This is a genomic window from Archangium primigenium (assembly GCF_016904885.1).
GTDB classification, from domain to species: Bacteria; Myxococcota; Myxococcia; order Myxococcales; family Myxococcaceae; genus Cystobacter; species Cystobacter primigenius.
The window spans coordinates 5,063,128-5,088,968 of the sequence record NZ_JADWYI010000001.1 but is presented as its reverse complement, the minus strand read 5'-3'; the positions used below and the strand labels follow the sequence as shown (position 1 = coordinate 5,088,968).

24 protein-coding genes are annotated in these 25,841 nt (G+C 69.8%); 9 read left to right on the top strand and 15 right to left on the bottom strand.

Annotated features, from left to right (window positions below; translation table 11 throughout):
• Positions 1–7 precede the first annotated feature (7 nt).
• Positions 8–616, bottom strand: coding sequence for a glutathione S-transferase family protein (locus I3V78_RS21080; RefSeq protein WP_275583496.1), 609 nt, complete (start codon positions 614–616; stop codon positions 8–10).
• Between the two features lie 73 nt (positions 617–689).
• On the opposite strand from I3V78_RS21080, the gene I3V78_RS21075 reads away from it, so the two are divergent.
• Positions 690–1,802, top strand: coding sequence for a hypothetical protein (locus I3V78_RS21075; protein ID WP_204490255.1), 1,113 nt, complete (start codon positions 690–692; stop codon positions 1,800–1,802).
• Between the two features lie 32 nt (positions 1,803–1,834).
• On the top strand, positions 1,835–2,596 hold the full coding sequence (locus tag I3V78_RS21070) for a 2OG-Fe(II) oxygenase (RefSeq protein WP_204490254.1): 762 nt from the start codon (positions 1,835–1,837) through the stop codon (positions 2,594–2,596).
• 15 nt (positions 2,597–2,611) lie between these two features.
• Here the strand turns inward: I3V78_RS21070 and I3V78_RS21065 are convergent, their stop codons facing one another.
• The 9 genes from I3V78_RS21065 to I3V78_RS21025 all read right to left on the bottom strand — a co-directional run bounded on the left by I3V78_RS21065 (position 2,612) and on the right by I3V78_RS21025 (position 14,224).
• Complete coding sequence (locus tag I3V78_RS21065; protein WP_204490253.1) at positions 2,612–3,175, bottom strand: hypothetical protein; 564 nt, start codon at positions 3,173–3,175, stop codon at positions 2,612–2,614.
• A 12-nt stretch (positions 3,176–3,187) separates the two neighbouring features.
• Positions 3,188–4,750, bottom strand: a complete 1,563-nt coding sequence (locus tag I3V78_RS21060) for a hypothetical protein (protein ID WP_204496969.1) — start codon at positions 4,748–4,750, stop codon at positions 3,188–3,190.
• Between the two features lie 22 nt (positions 4,751–4,772).
• Entirely contained in the window at positions 4,773–6,032 is a 1,260-nt protein-coding gene (locus I3V78_RS21055; protein WP_204490252.1) for a glutathionylspermidine synthase family protein, read from the bottom strand.
• Positions 6,029–6,886, bottom strand: coding sequence for a DUF350 domain-containing protein (locus I3V78_RS21050; RefSeq protein WP_239576505.1), 858 nt, complete (start codon positions 6,884–6,886; stop codon positions 6,029–6,031). Before I3V78_RS21050 ends, I3V78_RS21055 begins: the two co-directional genes overlap by 4 nt.
• 13 nt (positions 6,887–6,899) lie before the next feature.
• Positions 6,900–7,748: a hypothetical protein gene (locus I3V78_RS21045; RefSeq protein WP_204490251.1), complete on the bottom strand. Its 849-nt coding sequence runs from the start codon at positions 7,746–7,748 to the stop codon at positions 6,900–6,902.
• Positions 7,749–7,804: 56 nt separating this feature from the next.
• Positions 7,805–8,500, bottom strand: coding sequence for a hypothetical protein (locus tag I3V78_RS21040; protein WP_204490250.1), 696 nt, complete (start codon positions 8,498–8,500; stop codon positions 7,805–7,807).
• Positions 8,497–10,515, bottom strand: coding sequence for a hypothetical protein (locus I3V78_RS21035; protein ID WP_204490249.1), 2,019 nt, complete (start codon positions 10,513–10,515; stop codon positions 8,497–8,499). Before I3V78_RS21035 ends, I3V78_RS21040 begins: the two co-directional genes overlap by 4 nt.
• 131 nt (positions 10,516–10,646) lie before the next feature.
• The gene (locus tag I3V78_RS21030; RefSeq protein WP_204490248.1) at positions 10,647–12,446 is read right to left on the bottom strand and encodes an ABC transporter ATP-binding protein; all 1,800 of its coding nucleotides are present in this window, start codon (positions 12,444–12,446) and stop codon (positions 10,647–10,649) included.
• Positions 12,443–14,224, bottom strand: coding sequence for an ABC transporter ATP-binding protein (locus I3V78_RS21025; RefSeq protein ID WP_204490247.1), 1,782 nt, complete (start codon positions 14,222–14,224; stop codon positions 12,443–12,445). The genes I3V78_RS21030 and I3V78_RS21025 overlap by 4 nt, the downstream gene beginning before the upstream one ends.
• 68 nt (positions 14,225–14,292) lie before the next feature.
• On the opposite strand from I3V78_RS21025, the gene I3V78_RS21020 reads away from it, so the two are divergent.
• Complete coding sequence (locus tag I3V78_RS21020; RefSeq protein ID WP_204490246.1) at positions 14,293–15,264, top strand: DUF481 domain-containing protein; 972 nt, start codon at positions 14,293–14,295, stop codon at positions 15,262–15,264.
• A gap of 86 nt (positions 15,265–15,350) precedes the next feature.
• Positions 15,351–15,635: a glutaredoxin 3 gene (gene grxC / locus I3V78_RS21015; protein WP_204490245.1), complete on the top strand. Its 285-nt coding sequence runs from the start codon at positions 15,351–15,353 to the stop codon at positions 15,633–15,635.
• Positions 15,636–15,647: 12 nt separating this feature from the next.
• Here grxC and I3V78_RS21010 read toward each other — a convergent pair whose 3' ends face one another.
• Together I3V78_RS21010 and I3V78_RS21005 are read right to left on the bottom strand one after the other, a co-directional pair.
• Positions 15,648–16,610, bottom strand: a complete 963-nt coding sequence (locus tag I3V78_RS21010; protein ID WP_204490244.1) for an SDR family NAD(P)-dependent oxidoreductase — start codon at positions 16,608–16,610, stop codon at positions 15,648–15,650.
• Between the two features lie 267 nt (positions 16,611–16,877).
• Entirely contained in the window at positions 16,878–17,417 is a 540-nt protein-coding gene (locus I3V78_RS21005; protein WP_204490243.1) for a hypothetical protein, read from the bottom strand.
• Between the two features lie 250 nt (positions 17,418–17,667).
• Here I3V78_RS21005 and I3V78_RS21000 point away from each other — a divergent pair, with 250 nt between their 5' ends.
• The 3 genes from I3V78_RS21000 to I3V78_RS20990 are packed head-to-tail and all read left to right on the top strand — an operon-like array spanning position 17,668 to position 20,812.
• The gene (locus tag I3V78_RS21000) at positions 17,668–18,825 is read left to right on the top strand and encodes an LGFP repeat-containing protein (RefSeq protein WP_204490242.1); all 1,158 of its coding nucleotides are present in this window, start codon (positions 17,668–17,670) and stop codon (positions 18,823–18,825) included.
• Between the two features lie 44 nt (positions 18,826–18,869).
• Positions 18,870–20,342, top strand: a complete 1,473-nt coding sequence (locus tag I3V78_RS20995; protein ID WP_239576504.1) for a TIGR02269 family lipoprotein — start codon at positions 18,870–18,872, stop codon at positions 20,340–20,342.
• Positions 20,342–20,812, top strand: a complete 471-nt coding sequence (locus I3V78_RS20990; RefSeq protein WP_204490241.1) for an NUDIX hydrolase — start codon at positions 20,342–20,344, stop codon at positions 20,810–20,812. The genes I3V78_RS20995 and I3V78_RS20990 overlap by 1 nt, the downstream gene beginning before the upstream one ends.
• Before the next feature lie 28 nt (positions 20,813–20,840).
• Here I3V78_RS20990 and I3V78_RS20985 read toward each other — a convergent pair whose 3' ends face one another.
• Both I3V78_RS20985 and I3V78_RS20980 read right to left on the bottom strand, forming a co-directional pair.
• Positions 20,841–22,163: a hypothetical protein gene (locus I3V78_RS20985; RefSeq protein ID WP_204490240.1), complete on the bottom strand. Its 1,323-nt coding sequence runs from the start codon at positions 22,161–22,163 to the stop codon at positions 20,841–20,843.
• A 59-nt stretch (positions 22,164–22,222) separates the two neighbouring features.
• Positions 22,223–23,002, bottom strand: coding sequence for a helix-turn-helix domain-containing protein (locus I3V78_RS20980; RefSeq protein WP_338023691.1), 780 nt, complete (start codon positions 23,000–23,002; stop codon positions 22,223–22,225).
• A gap of 132 nt (positions 23,003–23,134) precedes the next feature.
• On the opposite strand from I3V78_RS20980, the gene I3V78_RS20975 reads away from it, so the two are divergent.
• On the top strand, positions 23,135–23,914 hold the full coding sequence (locus I3V78_RS20975; protein ID WP_204490239.1) for an SDR family oxidoreductase: 780 nt from the start codon (positions 23,135–23,137) through the stop codon (positions 23,912–23,914).
• A complete protein-coding gene (locus I3V78_RS20970) occupies positions 23,911–24,846 on the top strand; it encodes an alpha/beta hydrolase family protein (protein ID WP_204490238.1) in 936 nt (311 codons plus the stop codon). Before I3V78_RS20975 ends, I3V78_RS20970 begins: the two co-directional genes overlap by 4 nt.
• On the opposite strand, the gene I3V78_RS20965 is transcribed toward I3V78_RS20970, so the two are convergent.
• Positions 24,847–25,776, bottom strand: a complete 930-nt coding sequence (locus tag I3V78_RS20965) for a LysR family transcriptional regulator (protein ID WP_204490237.1) — start codon at positions 25,774–25,776, stop codon at positions 24,847–24,849. It abuts the gene before it with no gap.
• Positions 25,777–25,841: the final 65 nt, after the last annotated feature.

Here is a 25,841-nt window from a genome sequence, read left to right as displayed (position 1 = left end):
CGGGGCGTCAGGGCACGGTGTCGAACACGGTGCGCTGGAAGGCGGGCCGCGCGGCGATGCCCGCGAGCCACGCCCCCAGCGCCGGGTGCCGCTCCCGCCACGCGTGCGGGTAGCGGAGGTCCGTGTACTCCAGCGCCACGCCCACCGCGACGTCCGCCAGGCTGTAGCGACCGCCCACGAAGAAGCCGCTCGACAGGTCCGCCTGTGCGAGCACGTCCAGCACCCGGCCGATCCGCCGCTCCTCCCACGCGAGGGACTCCGGAGAGCGCAGGGCCTCGGGGCGGCGCAGCTCCAGGAGCCGGGTCACCAGCGCCTGGAGCAGACCATCGGCGAGCGAGGTCCAGTGCAGCACGTCCCACCGGGCCTCACCGCTCGCGGGCAGCAGCGGCTCGCCGCCCAGCCCATCCAGGTACTCGAGGATGACGGGCGAGTCGATCATCGTGCGCCCGCTGTCGAGCACCAGCACCGGCACCTTGCCCAGCGGCGTCAGGGTTTGGGTCTGGCTGTCCAGCGAGCGAGGGTTCTCGCGCACGAAGGTGTAGGGCAGCTGCTTCTCGTCGAGCAGGACGCGCACCTTGCGCACGTAGGGAGACGTCATCGAGCCGTGGAGTCTCATGGTCCGCTCCGCGTACCACGTTCCCGTACCCCAGGTGCGGCCCGGCCGTGACAACGGTAGACTGCCGAGCACCATGAGCCACCGGATCGACAACAACCGCCCCGCCTCCGCGCCGCGTACCGATGCGGCCACGCCGTCCACCCCGTCGGCCCGCGCCCCCACGCGCGCGACCCCGGCCGCGGGCGGTGACGACGATGCCTTCAAGGGCACGACGCTCGCGGGTCAGCGCCGGGCCTTCGCCGGTCACTTCCTGGGCACCCAGCCTCCGGCCGCCGCCACGCCCGTCTCGGCGCCCACGGGCGGCACCCCCGCCGCCGAGGCCGCTCCCGCCGCGGCGGTGGCGCCGACCCGCACCGAGGCCCAGGTGCGTGAGGACCTGGGCCGCTCGGTGGATCGCGCGCTCGACACCCTTCCGGGCACGGTCACCCTCACCCCCGAGACCCGCGAGCGCATCCGCGCCTCCGTCATCGAGAACGCGGAGACCGCCGCGCGCCGGATTGGCACGTCGATCGCGAACCTCGGCAAGGTGGAGCTCGGCTTCAACGTCAACAACACCTTCTTCACGGCCGGCGTGTCGGCGCAGGTCTTCCCGGGAGAGAACGCGAACACCTGGACCGCCTCCGTGGGCGTGAGCACGCCCAACCGCGCGGGAACCTCGGTGTCGGTGGCCTACGGCTTCAACATCGGCCCGCGCCTCATGAACGGGGATGCGTCGATCAACGCCCGGTTGTCCGGCCCCTTCACGGTCAAGGCCGGCACGGATGGCACCGTCACTGTGGAGCACGACATGCCCACGACCAGCCGGGGCGGTGGCCTGCCGAGCGCGGGCATCGAGCTGAGCGTGCCCCTGCGGCAGCTGGCCGAGGGGGGTCAGCAGGTGATGGCGCGGATGGCGGCCCAGGCCGAGCGCCTGACGGGCAACGACCGGGTCGGGCTCACGTTCCAGGCGCACCAGCTCACGGATCAGGCGCGCGCCCAGGCCAATGATCAGTTCCGTGCGCGCCAGCAGGCCATCAACGCGGAGTTCGACGCCCGCCTGCGCTCCAACCCCACGCCCGAGTACCGCGCCATCGTGGACCGCGAGCGCGGCCAGCGGCTCACCGACAACCAGCGGCAGTACAACGATCAGTACCGCCTCATCCAGCAGATGAACGCGGAGATGATCGCCCGCATCGAGCGGCGCTAGCCGCCGCGCGGCGCCGGGGTATCGTGCCCGCCATGGCCGATTCCCCGCGTGTCACGGTGGCCGAGTGCGAGCTGGACGCCCTGCGCTCGGGCACCGTGGATGTCCTCGCCCTGCTCGACACCCACCTGGGGGTGCGCGTGCCCGGTGTGCTCTCCCCCACCGAGTGCGCCGCGCTGGTGCGCCGGGTGTACGCGGGGAGCCCCTTCTGGACGCCGGACTTCGACGGGGTGCAGTTCTCGCTCGGCCGGGCCTGGTACACGCACCTGGAGCAGGACCGCGAGGACGAGTACTTCGCCCAGGCGCGCACCTCCGACGCCACCGTGGAGCGACTGCTGCCGGGCTTCCAGGCGCGGATGCGTGAGCTCATCGCCCTGCTGGTGCGGGGCCAGGCCCACCGGCGCGAGGGCTGGTGTGGCCCCGGCCTGCACATCTTCCCCGCCGACGGGTGGTTGTCGAACAACGGGGGCGACGTGCACTTCGACACCGAGGGCCTGACCGACACGCAGTACGAGCAGCGTGCCCGGGCCCTCACGCTCGTGCTCATGCTCCAGCCGCCGGAGTCCGGGGGGGCCCTGCGGCTCTGGGACGTGGCCTTTCCCCAACGCGAGAAGGTGCCCGACGATGCCTTCCAGGCCCGGGGGCATGACGTGGACTACCGGGTGGGCGAATTGCTCGTGATCGACAGCTACCGGCTGCACCAGATCCAACCCTTCCGGGGCGGCCGGGATCGCATCTCGGCGACCGCCCACGCCGTGCGGCTCGACTCCGGCACGGACTGGGAGGTGTGGTTCTGACGGCCCGCGCGCCCGTCAGTCCAGCGGGCGCAGGTAGTGCCAGTCCTTGCCCCTCAAGTCCTCATCGGTGAGCGCGAGCGACGCGTCCGTACCGGGCAGCAGGTAGGCCAGGTGCGACTGCACGTGGAGGAAGTTGAGCATGGGCGGCCCCTTGAGCAGCTCGGCGAAGGTCTGCCGCTTCCACAGCCGGGCCTCGGGGATGTTGCAGTGCCGCAAGAGCCGCTGGTCGCTCTCGCTCTGGTACTTGAGGAGCATCGCCAGGGCGAACACCATGTAGCGGGGGCTCCCATCCTCGGGCGCGGAGACCCGACGGGCCTCGCGGCCCTCCAGGCCGTTCACCCAGTCCTGGTAGTCATTGGTCGCGCGGGAGGGATCGTCCCAGTAGTCCCAGACGCCCCGCTCGAAGCGACGCGACTCGGCGCGGAGCATCTTGCACAGCGAGCTGTAGTGGTCGTGCATCCGCGCGTAGTTGCCCTCCTCGGGCGCGGAGCGCAGGCGCCGGCTCAGCTCGTGGAACAAGGAGTCGCTCCGGCCCTCCATGGGCAGCGCCACCTGAAAGGAGAAGATGGAGTATTTCATCCGTGTCTCCGCTCAGCCGCCCGAGGAGCCCGAGGAGCGACTCCACGAGCTGCGAGGGCCGAACGAGGGCCCGAGGATGGAATACGGGCGGTTGCGGACATGCATGGCCACCTTGCCGAAGTTGACGGGACGTTGGAGGGGGGCGCCGCTCGCGCCGCGCGGCACGGAGGAGAACATCGTCGGCCGCCGCGCGGGCACGTACCTGTCGCTCCCCGAGAGCGTGGACGTGCCCAGGTCCGGATTCTGGAGCGAGACGATCCCGTCGGCCGGACGGGGCATCCCCGCGGGCGGCGGGGGCTCCGCGAGCCGCCGCGAACGGGGACGCTGGCGCCCGGGTGCCGCGAACGGTGGGGCGGTCGGCGGATTCCACGGGTAGCGCTGCCAGAAGGAGGCATGCACGGGCCGGGCGCCTCCGAAGTAGTACAGGTGCGAGAGCGGCAGCGGAAAAGGGCTCGCGGCGAAGATGCCCGCGTGCGGCGTGACGCGCGGTGTCCCCGCATCGGGCGTCCCCGCGTCCGCCGTTCCCGCATCGGGCGTCCCCGCGTCCGCCGTTCCCGCATCGGCCGGGCCCGTCGACAAGGCCTCGGGCCGGAAGTCGCTCGCGGCCACGACCTTCACGTCCAGGCCCGCGTCCCGCCACGCCACCAGGTCCTCGTTGAGGTCGTCCAGCTCCTGGGTGACGGCGCCGGGCAGGACGTACAGCACGTGCTGGATGCCCAGCGCGCGCAGCTGCTCGGCGGACGGCATGCGCGCCGTGTAGCGGTTGTCGAACTGCTTCTGGGGATCCGTGTAGGGCGCCAGCCGCTCGCGGTCCAGGACGAACACGGGCGGCGCGGGAGTGTCGCGCCGGGGCGCGAGCCAGGCGAGCAGCGGCTGGTAGTACGCCACCGCGGCCAGCGTCAGGTGGGCGGGCACCACCCCGAGCGGATGCGGCCAGTTGTCATAGGTGAAGACGGGCTCGAAGCGCTCGGCCAGGGCCGTGGAGAACGCCACCGCCTCGGGGCCGGGCAGGTCCACGAGCACCGCCGTGGCGGCGGCCGCGGGGGGCCGCTCCTTGAAGAGCGACAGCAGCGCCAGCCCCTGGTTGAACGCCGTGTCCATGGCGGGCGTGTGGAGCGTGCGCAGCGACTGGCTCAAGGAGACGGCGTTGCCGTCCACGGATTGAAAGAGCGTCGCCTGGTAGAAGGGCTTGAGCGCGCTCTGCCGGGGCGCCAGCTCCGTGGCGAGCCCGCGCACCGCCGAGCTCACGGGGGTCGTGGCCTCGGCGGGAAAGACCAGCCCGCTCGCCGTGGCGCCGAAGTTCCACCCGAGCCGGCGCTGCGCGTCCAGCGCGCCGAACATCTCCACGCTCCGGTTGGAGGGATCATCCTCCTCGTCGTCGCCCAGGGCCGACAGGACCCCGCCCACCACGGCCACCGTGCCGCCCACCGTCAGCAGCGCCAGGATGGCCTGACGCCGGGCGATGGGATCGCTCATCTCCTTGAGGCCCTCGTTCCACCACTGCGCGCCAATGAGCCCCGGCTGCTGGGTCATCACGCGGCGCTTGACGGGATTGGCGTCTTGCTCGTTGCTCATCGTCTCCTCGTCTTCCCGTCCCTCACGGCGTGATGAGCACCGGTGTGCTCAACGCCAGGGGGTCGGTGGCACCGCGCTGCACGCGCGTGTAGAGCCCCGCGGCCTGTCCGGCGATCACGTAGACCCCGTGGTTGATCGTCTCCCCGGAGGGGCTCTCCTCCGCGGCGAAGTAGCGCTGGGCCACCCAGCGGCCGGGCAGCGCGTGCACCAGGGCCGCGTTCCACTCCCGCTGGGGAGTGAGCCGGCCCACCAACACCTCGTCGCCCTCGGCGCCATAGTCCGACTTGAGCACCCACTGCTCGCGGTCGCGCGCCAGCTCCTCGATGGGCAGCGTCTCCAGGCGCACGGTGTAGGGGATGTGGGCGCGGATGGTGGCGCGTGCCCGGGCGGAGAAGCGCGCGTGGTGCTCCCACATGAACGCCAGCGAGCGCTTGTTCTGGGTGAGCACCGCGCCGAACGGATTCACCACCGCGCACCGCCCCTCCAGACAGGCGCGCAGCACCAGGGCCAGGGGACCCGTCAGGGGCGCGCGATCCTCGAAGGACTCCTCGTCGTCCCACACGGACAGGCGCTCGCCCCACCAGTCCGTCTTGTAGTGGCGCAGGAGCACGTCACAGGGCGCGCCCAGCAGGGCCACCCGGCCGTCCGGCGCCTCGGAGAGGTTGAAGGGCGAGCCCAGGTGCACCGTGTGCCCGCGCGCCTCGAACCACTGGTGGTAGAGCCGCACGAGGCCCAGGTCCTCGGGGATCTCCGTGGGGTAGACGATGCCCACCGCGAGCCGCTCGGGCGCGGGCATGAGCAGCCGCCCGGCCAGCGCCTCCACCATCTCGCACAGCCGCTCGCCCAGCGCCCGGTTGGGGTCCTCGGTGTCCGGCCAGCCCTCGTGCACCAGGGGGTTGAGCAGCACGGCCTCGACCTCGCCCGTGGGCGTGTCGCTGTTGAGCTCGCACACCGCGAGCTGTCCGTCCTGCGTCACGAACACGTCCGCGCGCGCCACGCCATGCCAGACGGGCTGGGACGCCTGCCACATGAGCTTCTGCACGGGCGTGAGGCAGAAGAAGTCGTCCAGGAACTCGGGCGAGGCGGCGCACACGCGCGCCAGCTCGTGGTAGGCCGCCGCCACGTCCTCGGCGGCCCGGTAGAGCGCGGCGCGGCGCGCGGCGGGCACGAGCAGCGGCTCGGCCCGGAAGCGCGGCATCCCCTCCAGCCAGGGATCCGTGACGAGCCCGGTGCGCACCAGCCGCTCGGCGAGCGCCTCGTAGGTCAGGGGCGGCGGCGTCATCCGAGGCGCGTCACGAGGAAGGCGGCGGCCAGATAGGACACGGCCTCCATCACGCCCATGCCCAGGTTGCGCTCGACGGCGATGCCCTGGTCCAACCGGCCGCCGCGAAAGGAGAAGCGCGCACCGAGCAGCAGCGTCTGCACGAAGAGCTGGCGCACCGGGTAGAGCGCCAGCGCGAACAGCAGCGCCAGCCCGTAGCCGCGCAGGGACGTGCCCCAGTCCACGAAGGTGCCCTCCACCGCGTGGCCGATGATGATCGAGAGCGCCACGGTGACGCCCGCGTAGCCGAACGCCGCGGCCAGGTTCTCCCCGAGGATCTCCTCGGCGTCGTCGTAGACGGTGAGCGTGCGGAAGAGCAGCACGAAGGCATGCAGGGTGAGCTGGGCGAGCACGAAGAAGACGAGCGACACACCGAGCGAGCCCAGGTCCGAGCCGGACACCGACTTGGACAGGAGGATGCCGGTGGCCAGGTAGTGCCCGCCGGCGGCGAGCCCCGCCGCCACGTTCTCGCGCTCCACCTCGGCGTGCAGCCGCGAGCGCAGGAGCACCCGGACGCCCAGGTTGCCGAACACCTCCAGCAGCACCATGGCCAGCAGGCCGTGGGCGGCGATCCACAGCGCGTCCCAGGCCAGGCTCTCGCCTTCCGCGCTGCCCGCCACCACCGCGCCGGAGATGAGGAACAGGCCGAGCACTTGGCCGATCTGCACGAGCGCGTGGGCGAGCTGGCCCTGCTCCAGGTCCGAGCGGACCGTATGCGCGGGCGTCCACAACCGCTGGCCGGCGCGCAGGAGCAGCAGGAGCACGATCGTGGTGAGCGCGCCGAAGAGGGGCAGGTAGAGGGATCGCAGCGCCATGAGGGCGCGCATGCTACCCGACCCGGGCGCTCACGGCCTCATGGTCCTGTCGCAACCGCTCCAGGAAGCCCGGTTCGAAGACCCCATCCACCCGCAGCGAGTAGCGAAACCCCGGCCCCGCCTCCACCCCGTGGTAGTCGAAGTCGTTGAACCAGTACGCCCGGCCCTCCACCGGCGTCTTGACGCGTCGCGTCTCGTCCCAGAGGAACAGCCGCTTGCCGCCGCGCGGGCACACGGTGATGAACTGGTCCGGCGCCGTCTGCTCCTCGGGCTCGCCGTCGCGGTGGACCGTGCCGTGATCATTGGCGTTCAAACCGAGCAGCGTGCAGCGGCCGATCTCCCGGAAGGGCAGCCCCTGGACGAAGGCCAGGGTGCGGGGGAAGTACAGCCGGGCCTCGCGGGTGAAGGCCTTGCCCTGGGCGGTGCTCTTCTCGCCCCAGTAGCCACCGGGCATCAGCTCGTAGAAGACCTTCCAGGGGAAGTAGACGCCGTACTTGAACTCGAGGAAGCGCATCTGCTCGCGCGTGAGCGGGTGGTCGCGCTCCTCGCCGAACTCGTAGTCCTGGCGGCGCTTGGGATCGAAGCGCGCCGCGGGATCTCCCAGCGACACGAACGTGGCGAACTCCCGCTCGTCGAAGCCGCGGATGACCTGGCCGTAGTCGACGTAAGGGTCCTCGGCGAGCGACGGCGGGACGATGCCCATGGCCTTGTGGCTGCCGCCCGTATAGGTGGTCGTCACCTGGGCGAGCGCGTAGCAGATCTCGTCGTCCAGGGAGGCGAGCAGGCCGAGGTCCAGGTAGGGCGTCAGATCGATGAAGGGCCGTCCCCAGATGCCGGTGAGGCCCTCGCTCAAGTCGTGCATGACGCCGCCATCGTAGCGCAAGTTTCGCGGCGGTCACCGCGTCGGAACGGGAACTCTCACCAGAAGGAGGCGTCCTGGAGGAGCCGCCAATCATAGGCCCAAAGCGTCACCGTCAGTTCCCTGAGCACGTCCGATGAGGCTTCTTTCCCGTCCTGAAGAGCAGGCCCCCGGATTCGAAGTGGGTTGTGTGCCGTCTCGATCAATGAGACCTGTGCCTCTAGACCCGCATGCTCGAGCACTGCTTGGACTTCGTCGCACGCGTGTTCCAGGTAATCACCTGGAATATCGAGAAGATCCTCTCCGTCTCCAAAACCGTATTTTTTCACGACGTTCTCCACCGAGAACGCGATTTTGCGTACTGGGGCGTAGAAGGCGCTGTCCGCCGTGCGGACGAACGGGCCTCGACTCAGGCGGACCAGGACAGGGAGGAATGAACCCAGCAGATCCTCCTGGAGTCCTGCGCGCACCCAGCCGATCGCTCCTCGTATGGGGCCCATCCAGGGACAGTCCAAGGCCTCGACCTTGACGTTCATCGTCTGGAGCGCCTGCTCCGCCTCAGCCTGCTCCAGGAACTGATAGAATCCGATGAGAACGCCATGATCCTCGATGGTGCCATCCAAGCCGAGCAGAACACCGCGTAACGCCAACTCGTGCACCAGCCATGACTTCCATTCAGGCCCGATGGCCGGCTGGTCGAGGATGACCGCGAAATGGGGAGGGAGTGTGCTCTCGCCCTTGTCGTGGATGTTCAACGCGTCACCTTCCCACGGCGCCGTTGTCCCTCGTTGAATGGGGGAACGATGTCCGGAGATGGCAGGAGGGTTGGATTCTTGACCAGCGAGTGCGCTGTTGCTTCGAGCACCTCGCGGGTAAAGGGGATGTTCTCGGTGAACAATTTTCCTGCGGTCCCGCGCGTAGCCCCCGCCACGTCTTGAATCTTGGACAGGTCGAACGAAGCCGTCATGTTCTTGCCCAGTTCGTTCTTACCGACTCGCTCGAAGAGTTGCACCGTTTCGTTACCACCAACGACTTGCTCCATTGCCTTGAGTGCATGGGTGTTCTGCATTTGCGCCGTGCTGTGCTGATCGTTCTTTCCCGTCTTCATCTGCTCCAACTCGACCGGCCTCCATCGACCCTCAAGGGTTGGCTCCGCGATCAGCGCGTCCACCTCGGTAATGCTCTTCCACAGCGCTCCGTCCGCTTCGTAGAGCCCTCTCGGATTACCCTCGCGCCCCTCGTTGCGCTCTGCGAACTGCCATTCCTTTTTGGTAAAAAAACCCTTCACTCGCCGAACGACCTCGATGTTCGCGAAGACACGGTAGCCCTTGGCCGCAGGATATTTCTCGGCGAGCAACGAGCGCTGCAGCGCCTCTCCCAGTTCGCCCACCAGCATGTCGATGTCGCGAGCCTGGATGGCTTTTCTCAGGGCAGCCCAATCAGGAGGGCTCTTCAGCGTCCGCAACACCTTGACAACGTATTGGACCAACTCCTTGCCCATGGCGTCCCGCAGAAGAGGGTCCTGCAGTGTCTTGAGCCAGTTCATTCGCGCTCGCGCCAATTCGGCTTGGCTCGCGAGGACCGAGCCCCTGGCCGCCTTGACTTGGGCCTTGGATGCCCCCTCATGGGCAAGAAATGAGTCCAGGCTCTTGCGTCCCTTGACAAGCGAGCTTTCTAACGTCTGAAGCGCTCTGGCATCGCCAACCCTGCCGCGCAGTTGGAGCAACCCCCCGCGTGCGAGTTCTGGCAGGCTCTTGCTCAATGCATCCAGGATGCTGCCCGGGTCGGCGCTTTTCGCCTCGGCCCTGGCAATATCCAGAACCTCAAGCGCCTCGCCTCGTGCTTCAGGAACGAAACCACTGCCAGGCTGACTTCGCGCTGTTTCGAGCCTGGCCTCAGCCCGCACTACGGCTCGCTTCGCACCTATCTCCCTCAGTGTTGGCTGTACCCTCCTCGCCACACGTCCCATCACAATGAAAAGCAGGATGTCGAAGCCCACCTGTCCCACTTTTTCCGCGAAAGTCTCTCCAGCGGCACGCAGCTCATCCTGTGTCTTCGCACTCTCGCAGCTTTTCTCCAGCACGAACCATGCCTTCACCAGACCGTAGATATCCTCCCAAGCGAACTGGGCCAGCAAAGCGGTCGTAAGCATGCCCGCCATGATCTTGGTCACCAAGGTGGGGTCCGGCACAAGCCATAAGGCAACGTACAGGCCCATGATGCCAAACAAGGTGAGAACAAATCGCGGATCGCTGAAGGAGCGCAATGCGGTCTCACCAATCTGCCCTGGCCAACTCGTCACCGACAATTGGAGTGCGACGCGCACTTTCATCGCCACACTGAGACGCTTGACATCGACCTGTCGTTCCTCCCATTCCTCCAAAAGCTCTTGTCCGGTCATCTGCGACGTCGACGCCTGAACTGCAGGACGAATGCCCGCATGAGGAAGGGCCGAAGCCAGATGGGACGCATTCCTCGGCACCTCAAATGCGAGCAGTCTTCCAAACTGGAGTTCCTGAAGAATCACCTTTTTGAGTAGAGATGGACTGGGGGAGGTCTTGAACTTCCGGAAAACGTGCTGGATAGACTGTCTGTAGATGTCTTGCAGGGTGTGCTCATCTGAGACCAGCCACATGTCCAGCAAGCTTTTGACCCACGAAAAGCTTGCGGCCTTGTGGCCTCCCCACTGAGCCTTGCCGCTTACGAAAACGAGTAGACAGGACCGTGTGTTGTCATTTCCAGGAAGCATCCACGCTTTGGATTCAGCCATCGTGTCCCCCTTTTATTTCAATTGACATCCACAAAACGTTCAAGACCTAAACCACAACTCCTCCGCCATCAAGGCAGCCCCCTTCCATCGCACCTGGGGACATGTTGCCGATCGGCAATCAACCCGCGACCTCACCCGGTCCGGTCGCGGTCGATGAACTGCTGGCCGTACAGGTCCGCGTAGACGCCCTGGCGCGCCATCAGCTCCGTGTGGGTGCCCTGCTCCACCACCCGGCCCGCCTCCAGCACCAGGATGAGGTCCGCGTCGCGGATGGTGCTCAGCCGGTGCGCGACGACGACACTGGTGCGGCCGGCGAGCAGCGAGGTCAGCGCGCGCTGGATGAGCGCCTCGGTGCGCGTGTCGATGTTGGCCGTGGCCTCGTCGAGGATGAGCACACGCGGGTCCACGAGCACCGCGCGGGCGAAGGACACGAGCTGGCGCTGGCCCTGGCTCAGCCCCGTGGCGCCGCCGCCCAGCTCCGTGTCGTAGCCCTTGGGCAAGGCGGCGATGAAGTCGTGGGCATGGACGACCCGCGCGGCGGCCTCGATGCGCTCGCGGCTCACGTCCGGCAGGCCATAGGCGATGTTGTCCGCGATGGTGCCCGAGAAGAGCACCGGCTCCTGGAGCACCGTGGCCATCTGCCGCCGCAGGCTCGCGCGCGTGAGCGAGCGCACGTCGTGCCCGTCCAGCCGCACCGCGCCTCCGGTGACGTCGTAGAAGCGCGGCAAGAGGTTGGTCACCGTCGTCTTGCCCGCCCCCGTGCGGCCCACCAGCGCCACCGTCTGGCCCGGCGCCACCTCGAAGCTGACGTCGTGCAGCACCGGGTGCGCCGGGTCGTACGCGAACGACACCCGCTCGAAGGAGATGCGCCCCTCGGCGTGCTCCAGCACCCGCGCGTCCGGTGCGTCCGCCGGCTCGCGCGCTTCGTCGAGGATGGCGTACACGCGCTCGGCCCCCGCCAGCGCCGCCTGCATCAGCGTGTAGATGGAGGACACCATCTGCAGCGGCCGGAAGAACTGCTGCGTGTAGATGAGGAACGCCGCCAGCAGGCCCACGCTCAGCTCACCCTCGAGGATCCGATAGCCGCCGTAGCCGATGACCAGCGCGGTGGAGAGCGTGGACAGCACGTCGATGAGCGGCGAGAAGGCCGCGGTGATGCCCACGGCGGAGACGTTCGCGTCCCGGTTGGCCGCGTTCTTCTGCCGGAAGCGCTGGATGTTGAGCTCGGTGCGGTTGAACGCCTGCGCCTGCCGCACGCCACCCAGCTCCTCCTGCAACCCCGCCGTCACGTCGCCCACCGTCTCGCGCGTCTTGCGGTAGGCGCGCCGGGCCCGCCGGGAGAAGAACGCGGTGGTGAGCACCATCACCGGGATGATGGAGAAGCACGCCAGCGCCAGGGGCAGGTCCAGGGCCAGCATCGCCACCATCACGCCCAAGAGCCCCAGCAGCGAGCCGAGGATCTGCGTGAGGCCCTGGCCGAAGAACTGGTTGAGCAGGTCCACGTCCCCGAGCAGGCGGCTCATCAGATCGCCCAGGGGCCGCCGGTCCAGGTACGACAGCGGCAGGGCCTGGAGCTGCTCGAAGAGCCGCAGCCGCAGCGTGGAGAGCACGCGCTGGCCCACCCACCCGATGCGCTGCGTCTGCCGCCGCTGGGCGTACGTGCCCACCAGGTAGGTGGTGAACAGGAACGCCAGGGTGACGAGCAGCCCCCGCCCATCCCCGTGCGAGATGTTCCGATCGATGGCCCGGCCCACCAGGAAGGGCCCCAGGGCCTGCGCGGCCGCGCCCAGGACGATGAAGCCCAGGGCCGCCGCCAGGACGGAGCGGTAGGACCGGATTTCCCCCAGGAGCCTGCGGGCCACGGCGCTCCGGTCCTTCGCGGGCGCGTCCTCCATCTCCGCCAATCCACTCAAGTCCGAGGAGCGTCTCATCGCTCGTCCTCCCGCGGCTCGGGACGCAGCTGCGAGCCGAGGATCTCGTTGTACAGGGGGCTCGAGGCGAGCAGCTCCTCGTGCCGACCCTGGGCGACCACCTGCCCCTCGTCGAGCACGATGACCTGGCTGGCGTCGCGCACGGTGCTCATGCGCTGGGCGATGACGAGCGCCGTGCAGCGCGTGTCGCGCATGAGCCGGTCCAGGGCCTGTTGGATGTCGCGCTCGGTGCGCGCGTCCACCGCCGAGGTGCTGTCGTCGAGGATGAGCAGGCGCGGCTGGGTGAGCAGCGCCCGGGCGATCGCCACGCGCTGGCGCTGCCCGCCCGACAGGCCCACGCCCCGCTCGCCCACGAGCGTGTCATACCCCTGGGGCAGCTCCGCGATGAACGCGGCGGCCTGGGCCGCCTCGGCCGCGGCCTGGACCTCCTCGGGCGTGGCGTCCGGGCGGCCATAGGCGATGTTCTCGCGCAGCGTGCCGGCGAAGAGCGTCGCCTCCTGGAGCACGATGCCGATCTGCGAGCGCAGGCTCGCGAGCGTCACGTCGCGCACGTCCCGGCCGTCGATGAGCACCGCGCCGCCCGTGACGTCGTAGAAGCGGGGGATCAGGTTGATGATGGTGCTCTTGCCCGAGCCCGTGGTGCCGAGGATGGCCACGAACTGGCCGGGCGCGACCGTGAAGGTGACGCCCTTGAGGATCTCCCGCTCCCCGCCCGCGTAGCGAAAGCGCACGTCGCGCAGCTCCACCCGGCCCTCGATGGGCGGCAGCACCTGGGCCCCGGGCTTGTCCACCACGTCCGTCCGGGTGTCGAGCAGCTCGAAGATGCGCACCGCGGACACGCCCGCGCGCGACATCTGGTTGGTGAGAAAGCCCAGGGTGATGATGGGCAGCAGCAGGAAGGCCAGGTAGTTGTTGAACGCGAGCAGCTCGCCCACGGTCAGCCGCTCCTGGAAGATGAACCAGCCGCCCACCCCCACCACCACCACCGTGCCCACGCTCGCGAAGAAGAACACCCAGGGAAAGTAGGTGGAGATGACGGTGATGAGCCCCACGTTGAGGTTCTCGTACTCCACGTTCACGCGCTCGTAGCGCGCCGACTCCCGCCCCTCCGCCGAGAAGGCACGCACCACCCGCGCGCCCCGGAGGCTCTCCTGCAAGTGGGAATTGAGCTTGCCGAGCGTGCCCTGCACCTGGCCGAACATCGGGCCCATCTTCATCATGAAGCCGCGCAGCACCCAGAGCACCGGCGCGATCGCCAGCAGGGACGCCACCGCGAGCAGGGGCTGCAGCAGGAACAGCAGCACCGTGCACCCCACCAGCATGGCCAGCGAGGCCACCACCTGCACCGCCCCACCCCCCACGAAGGTGCGCACCTGCTCCACGTCGTTGGTGAGCCGCGTGAGCAGCTGCCCCGTCTGCGCCTGATCGTGGTAGCTGAAGCTCAGGCGCTGCAGCCGCTCGAAGAGCAGGTTGCGCAGGTCGAACGCCACCCCCTGCGAGGCGCGCTCGGCCAGGTAGCCCTGCAGGAAGTTGAAGAGCCCCCGTCCCAGCGCGAGCCCCACCAGCCCCCCCACCGCCCCGGCCACCACGGCGCGCTGGCCCTGGCCAAAGCCCCGGTCCACCGCGAGCCGCACCAGCTGGGGCGCGGCGAGGTTGGCCGCCGATGCCAGCAGCAGCGAGAGCAGCGCGCCCGCCGTCTCGGCCCGATAGTGCCGCAGGTAGCCCAGGGCCCGGCCCAGCGCCTTGCCCGATCCCGGCGCTCCTCGTCTCGCGTCCATGACCCGTGTGCCTCCTACTGGCTCAATGCCATTGCACTGGCCGTCAGGCTAGGGGAAGACTGCGCGGCGTGATCCCCGTTCATTCCTTCCTGTCCGCTTTCCTGACGCTTCAGACCCCCACCCCCCCTCCTGCGCCCCCGCCCGCCCCGGTGGCCGCCGAGTCCGCCGCCGAGCGCGCCGCCCAGGCCGCCGAGCGCGCCGCCCAGGCCGCCGAACGCTCCGCCGCGGCCGTCGAGCGGCTCGCCCAGGGCCTCGCGGGCCCCGTCGCCGCCGCCGAGCAGAAGAAGGCCGAGGAGCAGAAGGCCGAGGCCGCCACCACGGCCAGCGCATGGGACGTCACGGTCGGCATGGGCCTCATCTTCGTCACCGGCAATGCCTCCACCGTGACGCTCAACGGCCTCATCTCCGCGGAGCGCAAGACGGAGAACTGGATCTACGCCGTCAAGGCCCTGGGCGCGTATGGCCAGGCCCGCGCCCCCACCCTGGAGGGCCAGCCCCAGGCGCCCGATCAGGTGGTGGCCCTCAACGCGCTGCTGCAATTGCGCGGCGACCGCCGCTTCACCGAGCGCCTCAGCGGCTTCCTGCTGGCGAGCGCGGACACGGACCACGTCAAGAGCGTGGAGGCGCGCGGCGGCTTCGAGGCGGGTGTGGGCGTGCAGTGGTGGGACGTGAAGCACCCGGATGGCAGCAACTCCTTCCTGCGCACCGACCTGGCCCTGCGCTACGGCCGCGAGGCGCGCTTCCAGTACTACCCCACCCCGGTGAACCTGCCGGACGTGTCGCTCGGCGGCCCCCGCGTGGGCGCCGCCTTCCGCCATGGGGTGACCAAGGACATCGCCCTCCTCGAGGAGCTGAGCGTGCTGCCCAGCCTCATCGAGGGCTCCCGTCTGCTCATCACCAACCAGACCCAGCTCAACGTGCGACTCACCCGGACCCTGGCCATCGCCACCACCTTCCTGCTCCAGTACGACAGCCAGCCGGCGGCCGGAAAGCTCTCCACCGACACCTCGCTGTCCCTGAGCGCCACCGTCACCTTCTAGGCAGTGCCCTCGTCCCGCTGGCCCGCCTCCCGGGCGGGCGAGCGGGCGCCATGCGGCTCCCGGCGGCCATGCCTAGCTTGGAGTCCATGAGTCTCGTGACGCTCTACACGAAGCAGGACTGTCCGTACTCACGGAAGGCCCGGGAGTTGCTGCGCGGTCTCGGCATCGACTACGAGGACATCGACGTGACGCACGACAAGCGCCGTCTCCTCCAGATGATGGAGCGCTCCAATGGGGGCATCTCCGTGCCGCAGGTCTTCATCGCCGGGCACCACATCGGGGGCTACTCGGAGCTGCGCCAGCTCCAGGCGCGGGGCGACCTCATGACCCTGCTGGGCGGCGGCCGGGACGCGGTGCCCAGTCCGTCCTGAGGACGCCGGGGCTCAGCCCTCGAGGCCGCGGTACCACGCCACCAGCCGCGCGAGTCCCTGCTCCAACGTCACCTGGGGCCGGAAGCCCGTCTCGCGCTCGAGCGCCGCCACGTCCGCGCACGTGGCGTCCATCTCCTCGGGGCGCGCCGCGCGCATCTCCACCCAGGCCGTGGTGCCCAGCTGCTCCTCGAGCAGATCCACCACCCGTGACAGGGTCACCGCCCGGCCCAGGCCCACGTTCAAGACGCGGTAGAGCGGCAGGCCCGAGGGGGCCGCGTCCAGCACCCGCACCAGCGCCTCCACCACATCGTCGATGTAGGTGAAGTCGCGCTGGATCCTGCCCTCGCCATGCATCTCCAGGGCGCGGCCCTCCAGCATCGCCCGCAGGAAGACCATGGGCGCCATGTCCGGCCGGCCCCAGGGGCCATACACGGAGAACAGCCGCAGGCCGGTGATGGGCATCGCGTACTGGTGGCTGTAGGCGTAGGCCATCATCTCGTTGGCGCGCTTGGTCGCCGCGTAGATGCTCAGGGGCCGGTCCGCGATCGAGTCCTCCGCGAAGGGCATGTCCGCGCCCGCGCCATACACGGAGCTCGACGAGGCGAACACCAGGTGCTCCACGCGCGAGCGCCGACACAGCTCCAGCACCTGGAGAAAGCCCGTGACGTTCGTCTCCGTGTACTCGGGCGACTCGGAGTCCATCGTCCGCACGCCCACGCGCGCCGCCAGGTGCACCACGCGCTCGGGCCGCGCGCCGTCGAACAGCTCCTGACAGGCGCGCGTGTCGCGGATGTCCATGCGGTGGAAGCCGAAGTTGGAGGCCGCCCGCAGGCGCGACAGCCGCGTGGCCTTCAACGTCACGTCACCCGACGTGTCCAGGTTGTCCACGCCGATGACGGTGTCCCCGCGCGCGAGCAACCGCTCACAAACGTGATATCCGATGAAGCCCGCGGCTCCCGTGACGAGCACCTTCATGTCCCTGCTCCCTTGCGACCCTGGCCCCCCCGTCCAGCGGTCCCAGGACATACCACTGACACCCGCCTCGATTCTCGGGTGGTGAAGCGCTTTCCGCCGCGCGCCAATCCCTGGAATTCAGTCCCTCCGCGATACCTCGGCGCCGCTTCCGGAGAAACGCGCGCCGCACCCCAGCGGGTCGCGGTCCGCGACCACACTCCATACGTACAATGACCGAGGGCGCGCGGTCCCCCGCAGTCCCGGCGATAGCGGAGATAAGCCGCGCCCTCACGGCAGCAGCCGCACCGCCTGGATGACGGCCTGACGGACGTGGGCGCGCCAATCCGCGCGGGCCCGCGGAAGCGGCCGCGTGGTGGTGTCCGGCACGTCGTCGCTCGCCCAGACATGACCCGTGGGGCCCACCATGCGCAGCTCGAGTTCCACCTCTGTCTGTCCGGTGGGTTGAAGCGAGACACCGTCCAATCGCAGCAGCACCAGCACCACGGTGGCCTGCGCGCCGTGCTGCCGCGCCAGCGCCGAGGCCCGGGGCACCGAAGGCGTGGGCCCCACCTCGGTCTCCACCCACACCACCTCGTAGCCCCGCGCCCGCAGGGCCTCGGCGCCCGCGCGCGCCACCACGTCGCGCGGTTGCTCCTTGCCCCGCACGTGGCCCAGCAGCCCCCGCGGCGAGGGCCGAGGCACCTCCGAGGCCGCCAGCACCACCACGCGCGAGGGGACGCCGTCGGCCCGGCGGGGCGCGCCCGCGCAGGCGAGCACGAGAGACAGCAGCAGGAGGGGCCCCCACGGCCCGGTGCGCGCGCAGGTCATCGTCTCCCGCAACAGACGGACCCCGGGAACGATGCCCGCCGCCCCGCGCTGGACACCGCGCCCACACAACCTTGCTCCAAGATGTCCGATACCCGAGGGTTCCCGGGAGTTTCACTCAAGCCCGGGATTTGCCCCCTCGCGGAGATTTCCCCCCATGGAAACGAAGTGGAGTCCGAGAAGTCTCGTCGTGTCGTTGTGCGCGCTCCTGCTGGCCACGGCCTGCGGGGGTCCCGAGGAAGGCGCGGTCCCCATGGATCCGCGGAGCGAGGAGATCATCGCCCTGGACTCCGCGCTGGGGTCCGTGGACATGCACCACCTCATGTCCGATGCCGACATCTCCGGCTATCAGACCGTGTCGGTGGATCAGGTCCAGAGCTTCCTCGCGTCCAAGGGCTCCTACCTGGCCAACTACCGGGATCCGGCCTTCGGCAACAAGACGGCCGCCACGCTGATCGTGGAGCGCGCCAGGGCCTTCACCATCAACCCGGTGTACATCCTCGCCCGCATCGAGACGGAGTCGGGCCTCATCCGCAGCGGCAAGTCCACCAACCTGGCCAAGGCCACGGGCTGTGGCTGCCCGGACGGCAGCGGCTGTGATTCGCAGTACACGGGCTTCGGCAGGCAGGTGGAGTGCTCGGCGAAGACGTTCCGCAACTACCTGCGGGACCTGGAGGCCGGACGCCCCACCCTCTCCGGCTGGAAGGCCGGCGTGAGCAAGAACACGTTGGATCCGTGCACGGTGCGGCCCGCCAACAACGCCACCGCCGCCCTCTACACCTATACGCCCTGGGTGGGCGCGTACGCCACGCAGTGCGGCACCTCCCAGTGGGGCGGCTCGTCGCTGGTGGCCGCGCTCTACCGCGAGTTCCGTGACAGCCGGCAGTGGGGCGGCCCGTGCACCGTGGGCGGGGACATCCTCGTGCGCTACAACCAGATCGGGGGGGCCGGGGGCGTGCTCGGCGCGTGCACCACGAGCGAGCTGACGACACCGGACGGCGTGGGCCGCTTCAACCACTTCCAGAACGGCAGCATCTACTGGACGCCCGAGACGAAGGCCTGGGAGGTGCACGGCCTCATCCGCGCGCGCTGGGAGGCGCTGGGCTGGGAGACGGGCCCCCTGGGCTACCCCACCACGGGCGAGACGGCCACCCCGGACGGCGTGGGCCGCTACAACCACTTCAAGAAGGGCAACTCCCTGGGCAGCATCTACTGGACCCCGGCCACGGGCGCCTGGGAGGTGCACGGCCGCATCCGTGACAAGTGGGCGGAGCTCGGCTGGGAGAAGAGCGCCCTGGGCTACCCCGTCTCCGACGAGTACGCCGTGACGGGCGGCCGGGAGAGCGAGTTCCAGAAGGGCTTCATCACCTTCACCGCCTCCACCGGCGCGCTCTCCGTCCGCATGAAGTAGCGCGGGCGCCGCGAGGGGTCGCGGTGAAAGGCCTGGAGATGGGAATGGAACAGTCTGGGGCAAAAGCATGGTCGGGCCTGCTGCTCACCCTTGTCCTGCTATCCACGGGCTGTGCCTCGCTGACACCACCACCCGGTCCAGGCACGAGCCTGCGTTACACCCCTCGCGAGACCACGGAACGTGCCTCGACTCGAAGGCATGGCGTCGAGCCCTCGCGTCCGCGCGGCTCGACGTCCGCGCCCGAAGAGCCGGAACGAATTCATCGGCACCGGACCGCCCAAGAGGCACTCGCGGCCCAGTTGGCGTTTCGCGGTGCCCTTCGCGAATTGTCCAGTTCCACAAGCCGCATCTCCCACGCGCTTTCCCAACTCAAGGCGCAGGGGCGAGGCCTCTCGGGCAAGCACGCGGACCTCTTCGTGCAATTCATCGACTTCGGCACCAGGCAGATGCGGTGGATCGACATCCAGCGCGTCGCCGCCACGAGCCTGGCCAACACCGCCTCGGAAGTAGAAGCCCCCGACCTGCAGCTCGCCCTGTTGCGCATGGCCGGCCCTCGGCTGGAAGCCGCTATGCTGGGCTCGATCCTGCTCGCTACCTGGCTCGATTGCCTGCACCTCGTGGACGCCCTGCTCGACCCATTCCTCTACAGCGTGGAGCGGATGGCTCGGGACCTGAGGGATTGGCGGGAAATGCTCGAGCCCAAGTTGGGGGCGCTCTCTTCGCTGGTGCCCGACCAGTTGGAGGCCACGGCGCACGACATCCCCGCCCTGGTGGGTCATCTGTCGGACGCACTCGCGACCCTCGTGTCGAACGTGCGCGAGAAGGCGGAGTTCACCGAGAAGGTCCTCGTGCTCAGGGACCTCCTCCTATCAGTCCCTTTGATGCTCGAGGCGCCCCTATTGGCGTCCGAGGCATCGTCGGCGTCCGCCCTGCTCGGCGTGGGTCTGACGGTGGGCGGCGATGGCGTGATGATGGGCACACGCCTTGTCGTCTCCGCCGAGTGGGTGGAGATGATGCGGCGGTTGATCCACGCGGGTGTCCTCTCTCTCCCCGCTGTCACCGCCGCCGTGAGGATTCATGCGGGCGGTACCGTGCTGGCGCAAGCACACGGCGAGCTGCCGCGGGGGGTGCGCGATGCACTCGGAGACGGACCCGAAGTGCGAGCCATGCGCGCAACGGGAAAGGCGGGAGCTGGCATGGCCGAGCCGCCGCGGCACCACGTCATGCCGAAGGAGTTCCGCTCGTGGTTCGAAAAGCGTGGCTTCACTGGCGAGATGGACATCAACCAGTTCTGCGTGGAGATGGAGCGGGCGCACCACGAGGCCATTCACGGGGGCGGCCACTGGAAGCTGGGGCGCGCATGGTCCGGTGAATGGAACCGGATGATCATGAAAGCGCTGCGCGACGCCGAGGCTGAAGCGGGTCGGATGTTGACGCGGAACGAGGTCATGGACATCGTCGCGGACCGGATGCGCTTCTACGACATCCCGATGAATTTTTCTCCTTGGGGACGGTGATGACCGACGGGCGTTCGTGGGAGGGCAACTGGAAGGTGCGCCTGTACGAACGCGTCCGCGCGCGCGGGTATGACTCGCTCACCGCCTTCGCGGATGCGCGCCCAACGGCCTCGCTGGTGGCGCTGGCCGAGGAACTGGGTCCGGACGATATCGCTGGAGTGCAGATCTTCAACGGGCTGCTCGCCGAGGCGGAGCGCGGCCGTCGGGTCACACGGCTCGTTCGCGGGCAACTCGTGCGAGAGCTGTGGGCAGGTCTCCCGAACGGTTGGCCCGCCCTGATGGATGACGCCACCCGCTTCAAGGTCGCCAAGGCCATTGGACTGTGGAGTTCCCTGACTCCGACGACCCATGAGGCGCGCGTCGAACAGGCACGGGCAATGCTCCGTGCCACACCACCTGCCCCCGGTTGGCTCCCGCTCGGGCCTGACGACGAGTTGCTGCGCACACTCCTGCCCGACGAAGAGTCCTGAGTGTTCCAGCCGCGAGCCCTGGGAGGCGTCAGGGAACCGCGCAGCCCGATTCGAGATTGGCCGAGAGCGCGGTGGCCACGCGGGTGATGCTCTTGGGCGTTACCGTGATCGGCGTCACCTGCACGGCACCGCCCTCGGCGTACTCCTGCTTGCCCTCGACGGGCTGGAACTCGGCCTCGGTGGGGGTCCGCACGCAGCCGGTGCCACCGGAGAAAATCTGGCGCAGGGTCAGCGTGGGGCCCGACAAGCTGAAGGAGAGCGTGGAGCCCTCGGGGCCCGACGTGGCCTGAAGCCCCCCGTAGAGCGCCTCCTGCAAGGACCCGTCCGGGGCGAACCGGGCGAGCACGTGGGCGCGCACGTCGGAACCGAACGCGCCGCTGTTGGCCGTGAAGGTCATCCACGTGTCCTGACCCATGGGCACGAGTGAGTAGCCACCGCCGAACTGGAGGGGCGCGCGGGTGGCCCCCGTCGACGTGGGCACTTCCTGGGAGAGCCGCGCCCGGCTCATCTTCCGGAGTCGGCCCTGGGCGTCGAACGTGGTGATCAGGAAGGGGCTGAGCGCCGCCACGCTGTCGCCGCGTGTGGAGTCGTTGCCCATCCCCACCATCAAGGAGCCATCCGCCAGGGTGCGCACGCCCGTCAGGGAGTGGTTGCCAGGCCCGGGCGACGCGAAGCTCTGCCACGCCACCGCGCCCTCCGCGGACACCTTCGTGAGCGTGACGCCCGTCATGCGTGCGCGGTCCCCGTAGCCGACGCCCGCGACGATGAAGCCATCGGCCACGGCCACCGCGTGGGTCGAGGGTATCTGCCGCGCCCACACCGGTTGGAGCCGGGCGTCCAGGCGCAGCAGGTTGTTCCCCGAGACGAGCAGTCCTCCGTCGTCGAGCGCCAGGGCCTTGCCCGGAGCCATGTTCGAGAACTCGACGGCCTGCTGCACGGCCCCCGTGCCCAGGTCGAGCCGCATCACCCGGAGCGTGCCGGGATAGCTGTCTCCCGCGATGACGAACAGCGCGCCGTCCTTGCCCGGCACCAGGTGCGTGGGAAGGGTCCGCTCATCGAGCCGCATCGCCCACGTGAGCGACAGGGAGGCATCGAGGCGCACGATCGCCACGTCCGCGTTGTAGCCCTTGTCGTCGGCCAGCAGCGCGGCGAGCACCACGCCCCCGTCCGGCAGTGCGGCGAGAGTGCCGTTGTCGTAACCCACGAAGAACCGCGTCCCGGAGAGGGTCAGCGTGGTCGCGGTGTTCTCCCGGGGCACCGTGCTTCCTCCCCCGCCACCTCCCGCGCTGGTCACACCACAGGCCGTCCACATCAGCAGAGCCAGTCCACACCACTCACGCGCGAGCCGCATCCGGGGCCTCCTGAACGGCGGCGAGGATACGTGGCGCGAAGGCGAGGCCAACCCCGCGTTCAGGGGGGCGCGCTCCCGAGGTGCTCCAGCGGGTCGTGACGCGCGGCCCTCGCCTCGTCCGCGCGCTTCAGGAAGGCGCCCGGCGTGAGCCCGACGAGCTCCCGGAAGTCGGTGATGAGGTGCGCCTGGTCGTAGTAGCCCGCGTCCACGGCGATGCGCCCCCAGTCCCTCGCGCTCGTCGCCATCCCCAGGGCCCGCCGCAGGCGCACGGTCCGCGCGAACTCCTTGGGCCCGATGCCGATGCTCTCCGTGAAGGCGCGGCGCAGATGCCGCGCCGTGACGCCCAGCCGCTCCGCCACGCTCTCCACCCGCACCTCCTCGCCCTCGAACAGGCGGACCGCGCGGCGGGCGAGCCGGGCCGATGCCGGTTCCTCCGCCTGCTGGAGCCGCGGGACGAGCGCCCGGGTGAGCCGGTCGAACACCTCCGGCAGGCCCCGCGCCGCGAGGAGCTCCAGGCGGAGGTCCTCGCCCGAGCGGCCCCAGAGGTCCTCCACGGAGACGATCCGGTCCGTCAGCGCGTTCGCGGCCACCCCCAGCATCGGCGTGGACCAGCCGGGCTTGAACTGGATCATCACCGCCCACGTGACGCCGGTGGCGTTCTTGAACAGCGCCCGCGTGCGGGGACCCGAGACGCACACGTCCCCCGTCCGCCCCTCCTCGAGCGCCCGGAAGACCAGGGTCGTCCGCCCATCGGGCAGACGGTCCACGGGCTGGGCGCGTCCGTCGGTGGCCACGATGGCACGAACGTCCTCGACGAAGCGGGAGAGCGGCGACCTCACGGCGGCGGTGTCCATCATGCGTGGCCTCGCATTCTCGTGTGTCCACTGCGGCCGTTCAAGCCTGGGGAGGGCCCGAGTGAAATGTCCGTTCCTTCCAATCCCCGCGCGGCGGCGGGAGGTACGACCGTGAGCATGAGCCATCGAGATTTCTCGGAGCAGGTCGTGGTCGTCACTGGAGCGAGTGGAGGCGTGGGGGCCGCCGTCGCGGAGGAGCTCGCGCGGAGGGGCGCCTCGGTCGTCCTGGCCGCGCGCCGCGCCGGCCCCCTGGGCGACGTGGCCCGCCGGTGTGGGAGCCAGGCCCTCGCCGTCGTCGCCGACATGACGAAGCGCGATGACGTGCAACGCCTCTTCGACGAGGCCCTCGCGCGGTTCGGCCGCGTCGACATCTGGATCAACAACGTGGGCCGTGGCATCGGCCGCCCCCTGCTGGAGATCACCGACGACGACGTCGACGCGATGATCCGCGACAACCTGAAGTCGGTGCTCTACGGCATGCAGGTCGTCACGCCCCACCTCCAGGCCCGCGGCACGGGCGCGATCGTGAACGTGTCGTCCCTGCTCGGCCGCATCCCCCTGCCTCCGCGCGCGGCCTACGCGGCGTCCAAGGCGGCGATGATGTCGCTCTCGGAGGCGTTCCGCATGGAGCTGGCGGGCTCGCATCCTCACCTGCGCGTGGTGGTCGTGTACCCCGGTCGGATCACGACCGACTTCGGCCGCAACGCGCTGGGTCAGCCCACGGCGCCGAGCGCGCGGCTTCCCGCCGAGGCCCTCGCCGCCGTGAGCGGCGCGCCCCAGACGGCGGAAGAGGTCGCGCACGTGGTGTGCGACGCCGCCCTGAACGCCCGCGGAGACGTCTACACCCAGCCCGACGCGTCCACGCACGTGCGGGCGTACCAGGAGAAGCAGTCATGAACGCGCCCCACGCCCCCACCCCCGTCCTCTCGGTCAGCCCCCTCGTGCTGCCCGCCCCCGGCCGCGGCGTCGACCTCCAGGTGCGCGTCTCCGCGCCCGTGACCGGAAGCCACCTGCCCATCCTCCTGCTCTCGCACGGCCACGGCCGATCCAACCACCTCTCGTCGTTGAACGGCTACGCCCCGCTCGCCCACTATTTCGCGGCGCATGGCTTCGTCGTGATCCAGCCCACCCACCTGGACTCGAAGACGCTCAGCCTCGGCCCCGAGGTGCCCGATGCGCCCCTGTACTGGCGCTCGCGGGCCCAGGACATGACGCGCATCCTCGATCAGCTCGACATGATCGAGGGCGCCGTCCTCGGGCTCGCCGGGCGCGTGGACCGCGGCCGGGTGGCCGTCCTCGGGCACTCGATGGGCGGACACACCGCGAGCCTGCTGCTCGGCGCCCGGAGCAAGGCGCTCCCGGGCGGCACGGACGTGACCCTCGCCGAGCCTCGAATCAAAGCCGGCGTGCTGCTCGCCGCGCCCGGCCGGGGCGATGCCCTCAGCGCGTTCGCGGCCGAGAACTACTCCTTCTTCTCGACCACCGACTTCTCCACGATGACGACGCCCACGCTCGTGGTCGCCGGCGACCAGGACGACTCGACCCACCTGACGGTCGCGGGCCCCTCCTGGCACGCGGATCCCTACACGCTCGCCCCGGGCCCCAAGTCCCTGCTCACCCTGTTCGGCGCGGAGCACGGCCTGGGCGGCGTCTCCGGGTACGACGTCGCCGAGACCACGGACGAGAACCCCGCGCGCGTGGCCGCCGTCCAGCGCCTGTCCTGGGCCTACCTGCGCTCCGCGCTCTACCCGGGAGACCCCGCCTGGAAGGACGCGCAGCGGGCGCTGACGGACACGGCCCAGCCGCTCGGGCGGGTCGAGTCCAAGTAGCTACCCGTCCCCCGTCCGCGCGGGCGAGGCGGCGCCGAAGTGCCGCTCGAGCAGGGCCACGAGCCAGTCCATGAACACGCGCACGCGCGGGGGCACCTTGCGCTGGTAGGGGTGCACCAGCGCGAGGGGCAACGGGGGCGGACGCACGTGGGCGAGCACCTCGCGCAGCCGCCCCTCGGCCAGGTGGTTCGCGACGCCCGAGGCCGGCACCTGGATGAGGCCGAAGTGCGCCAGGCCCCCGGCGATATAGGCCTCGGACTCCGTCACCGTCAGGGTCCCCGCGAGGACGAGCGCGCGTGGCTCGCCCCGCACCACGAAGTCCAGGGGGTAGGGCTTGCCCGTGGCGCGCTCCAGGTAGTTCACCGCGTGGTGGGCCTCCAGCGCCTCCAGGGTGCGGGGCTCCCCGCGCCGGGCGAGGTAGAGCGCGCTCGCGCAGGTCACCTGCGGCATGGGCGGCAAGCGCCGCACCACCAGCCCCGGCGTGTCCACGGTGCCCCCGCGCAGCGCGCAGTCCACCCCTTCTCGCGCGAGGTCCACCGGCCGGTCCCCCGTGCCCACCACCACGTCCACCTGCGGGTAGCGCTCATGGAACTCCGGCAGCGCGGGGATGACGATGTTCGCCGCCATGTTGCCCACCATGTGCACGCGCACCGTGCCCCGCGGCTTCGCACCGCCCGGGGCCAGCTCCGCCTCCGCGCTCTCCAGGTCCGACAGCAGCCGCGTGCAGGTGCGGTGGAAGAGCTGCCCCTCGGCCGATACGCTCACCTCGCGCGTCGTGCGGTGCAGCAGGCGCACGCCGAGCCGCGCCTCCAACCGCTGCACGGCGAGCGTGACCGTGGCGCGCGGCATGCGCAGATCCTTCGCCGCCTTGGAGAAGCTCCCCAGCTCGACGATGCGGGTGAAGACGCGCATCTCGTCCAGACGATCCATCCCCCATTGTTCATGGATTTTGAATGGAGAAGCCACGGCGTTCGCCTTCCCTGAACGACGGCGCG

Coding starts and splice junctions, on each gene's coding strand:
- I3V78_RS21075 (WP_204490255.1), top strand. CDS start 690: ATGAGCCACCGGATCGACAACAACCGCCCCGCCTCCGCGCCGCGTACC.
- I3V78_RS21025 (WP_204490247.1), bottom strand. CDS start 14,224: ATGGACGCGAGACGAGGAGCGCCGGGATCGGGCAAGGCGCTGGGCCGG.
- I3V78_RS21030 (WP_204490248.1), bottom strand. CDS start 12,446: ATGAGACGCTCCTCGGACTTGAGTGGATTGGCGGAGATGGAGGACGCG.
- grxC (WP_204490245.1), top strand. CDS start 15,351: ATGAGTCTCGTGACGCTCTACACGAAGCAGGACTGTCCGTACTCACGG.
- I3V78_RS21035 (WP_204490249.1), bottom strand. CDS start 10,515: ATGGCTGAATCCAAAGCGTGGATGCTTCCTGGAAATGACAACACACGG.
- I3V78_RS20990 (WP_204490241.1), top strand. CDS start 20,342: ATGACCGACGGGCGTTCGTGGGAGGGCAACTGGAAGGTGCGCCTGTAC.
- I3V78_RS21050 (WP_239576505.1), bottom strand. CDS start 6,886: ATGGCGCTGCGATCCCTCTACCTGCCCCTCTTCGGCGCGCTCACCACG.
- I3V78_RS20970 (WP_204490238.1), top strand. CDS start 23,911: ATGAACGCGCCCCACGCCCCCACCCCCGTCCTCTCGGTCAGCCCCCTC.
- I3V78_RS21045 (WP_204490251.1), bottom strand. CDS start 7,748: ATGCACGACTTGAGCGAGGGCCTCACCGGCATCTGGGGACGGCCCTTC.
- I3V78_RS21080 (WP_275583496.1), bottom strand. CDS start 616: ATGAGACTCCACGGCTCGATGACGTCTCCCTACGTGCGCAAGGTGCGC.
- I3V78_RS21055 (WP_204490252.1), bottom strand. CDS start 6,032: ATGACGCCGCCGCCCCTGACCTACGAGGCGCTCGCCGAGCGGCTGGTG.
- I3V78_RS20975 (WP_204490239.1), top strand. CDS start 23,135: ATGAGCCATCGAGATTTCTCGGAGCAGGTCGTGGTCGTCACTGGAGCG.
- I3V78_RS20985 (WP_204490240.1), bottom strand. CDS start 22,163: ATGCGGCTCGCGCGTGAGTGGTGTGGACTGGCTCTGCTGATGTGGACG.
- I3V78_RS20995 (WP_239576504.1), top strand. CDS start 18,870: ATGGAACAGTCTGGGGCAAAAGCATGGTCGGGCCTGCTGCTCACCCTT.
- I3V78_RS21060 (WP_204496969.1), bottom strand. CDS start 4,750: ATGAGCAACGAGCAAGACGCCAATCCCGTCAAGCGCCGCGTGATGACC.
- I3V78_RS21005 (WP_204490243.1), bottom strand. CDS start 17,417: ATGACCTGCGCGCGCACCGGGCCGTGGGGGCCCCTCCTGCTGCTGTCT.
- I3V78_RS20965 (WP_204490237.1), bottom strand. CDS start 25,776: ATGGATCGTCTGGACGAGATGCGCGTCTTCACCCGCATCGTCGAGCTG.
- I3V78_RS21010 (WP_204490244.1), bottom strand. CDS start 16,610: ATGAAGGTGCTCGTCACGGGAGCCGCGGGCTTCATCGGATATCACGTT.
- I3V78_RS21065 (WP_204490253.1), bottom strand. CDS start 3,175: ATGAAATACTCCATCTTCTCCTTTCAGGTGGCGCTGCCCATGGAGGGC.
- I3V78_RS21000 (WP_204490242.1), top strand. CDS start 17,668: ATGGATCCGCGGAGCGAGGAGATCATCGCCCTGGACTCCGCGCTGGGG.
- I3V78_RS21070 (WP_204490254.1), top strand. CDS start 1,835: ATGGCCGATTCCCCGCGTGTCACGGTGGCCGAGTGCGAGCTGGACGCC.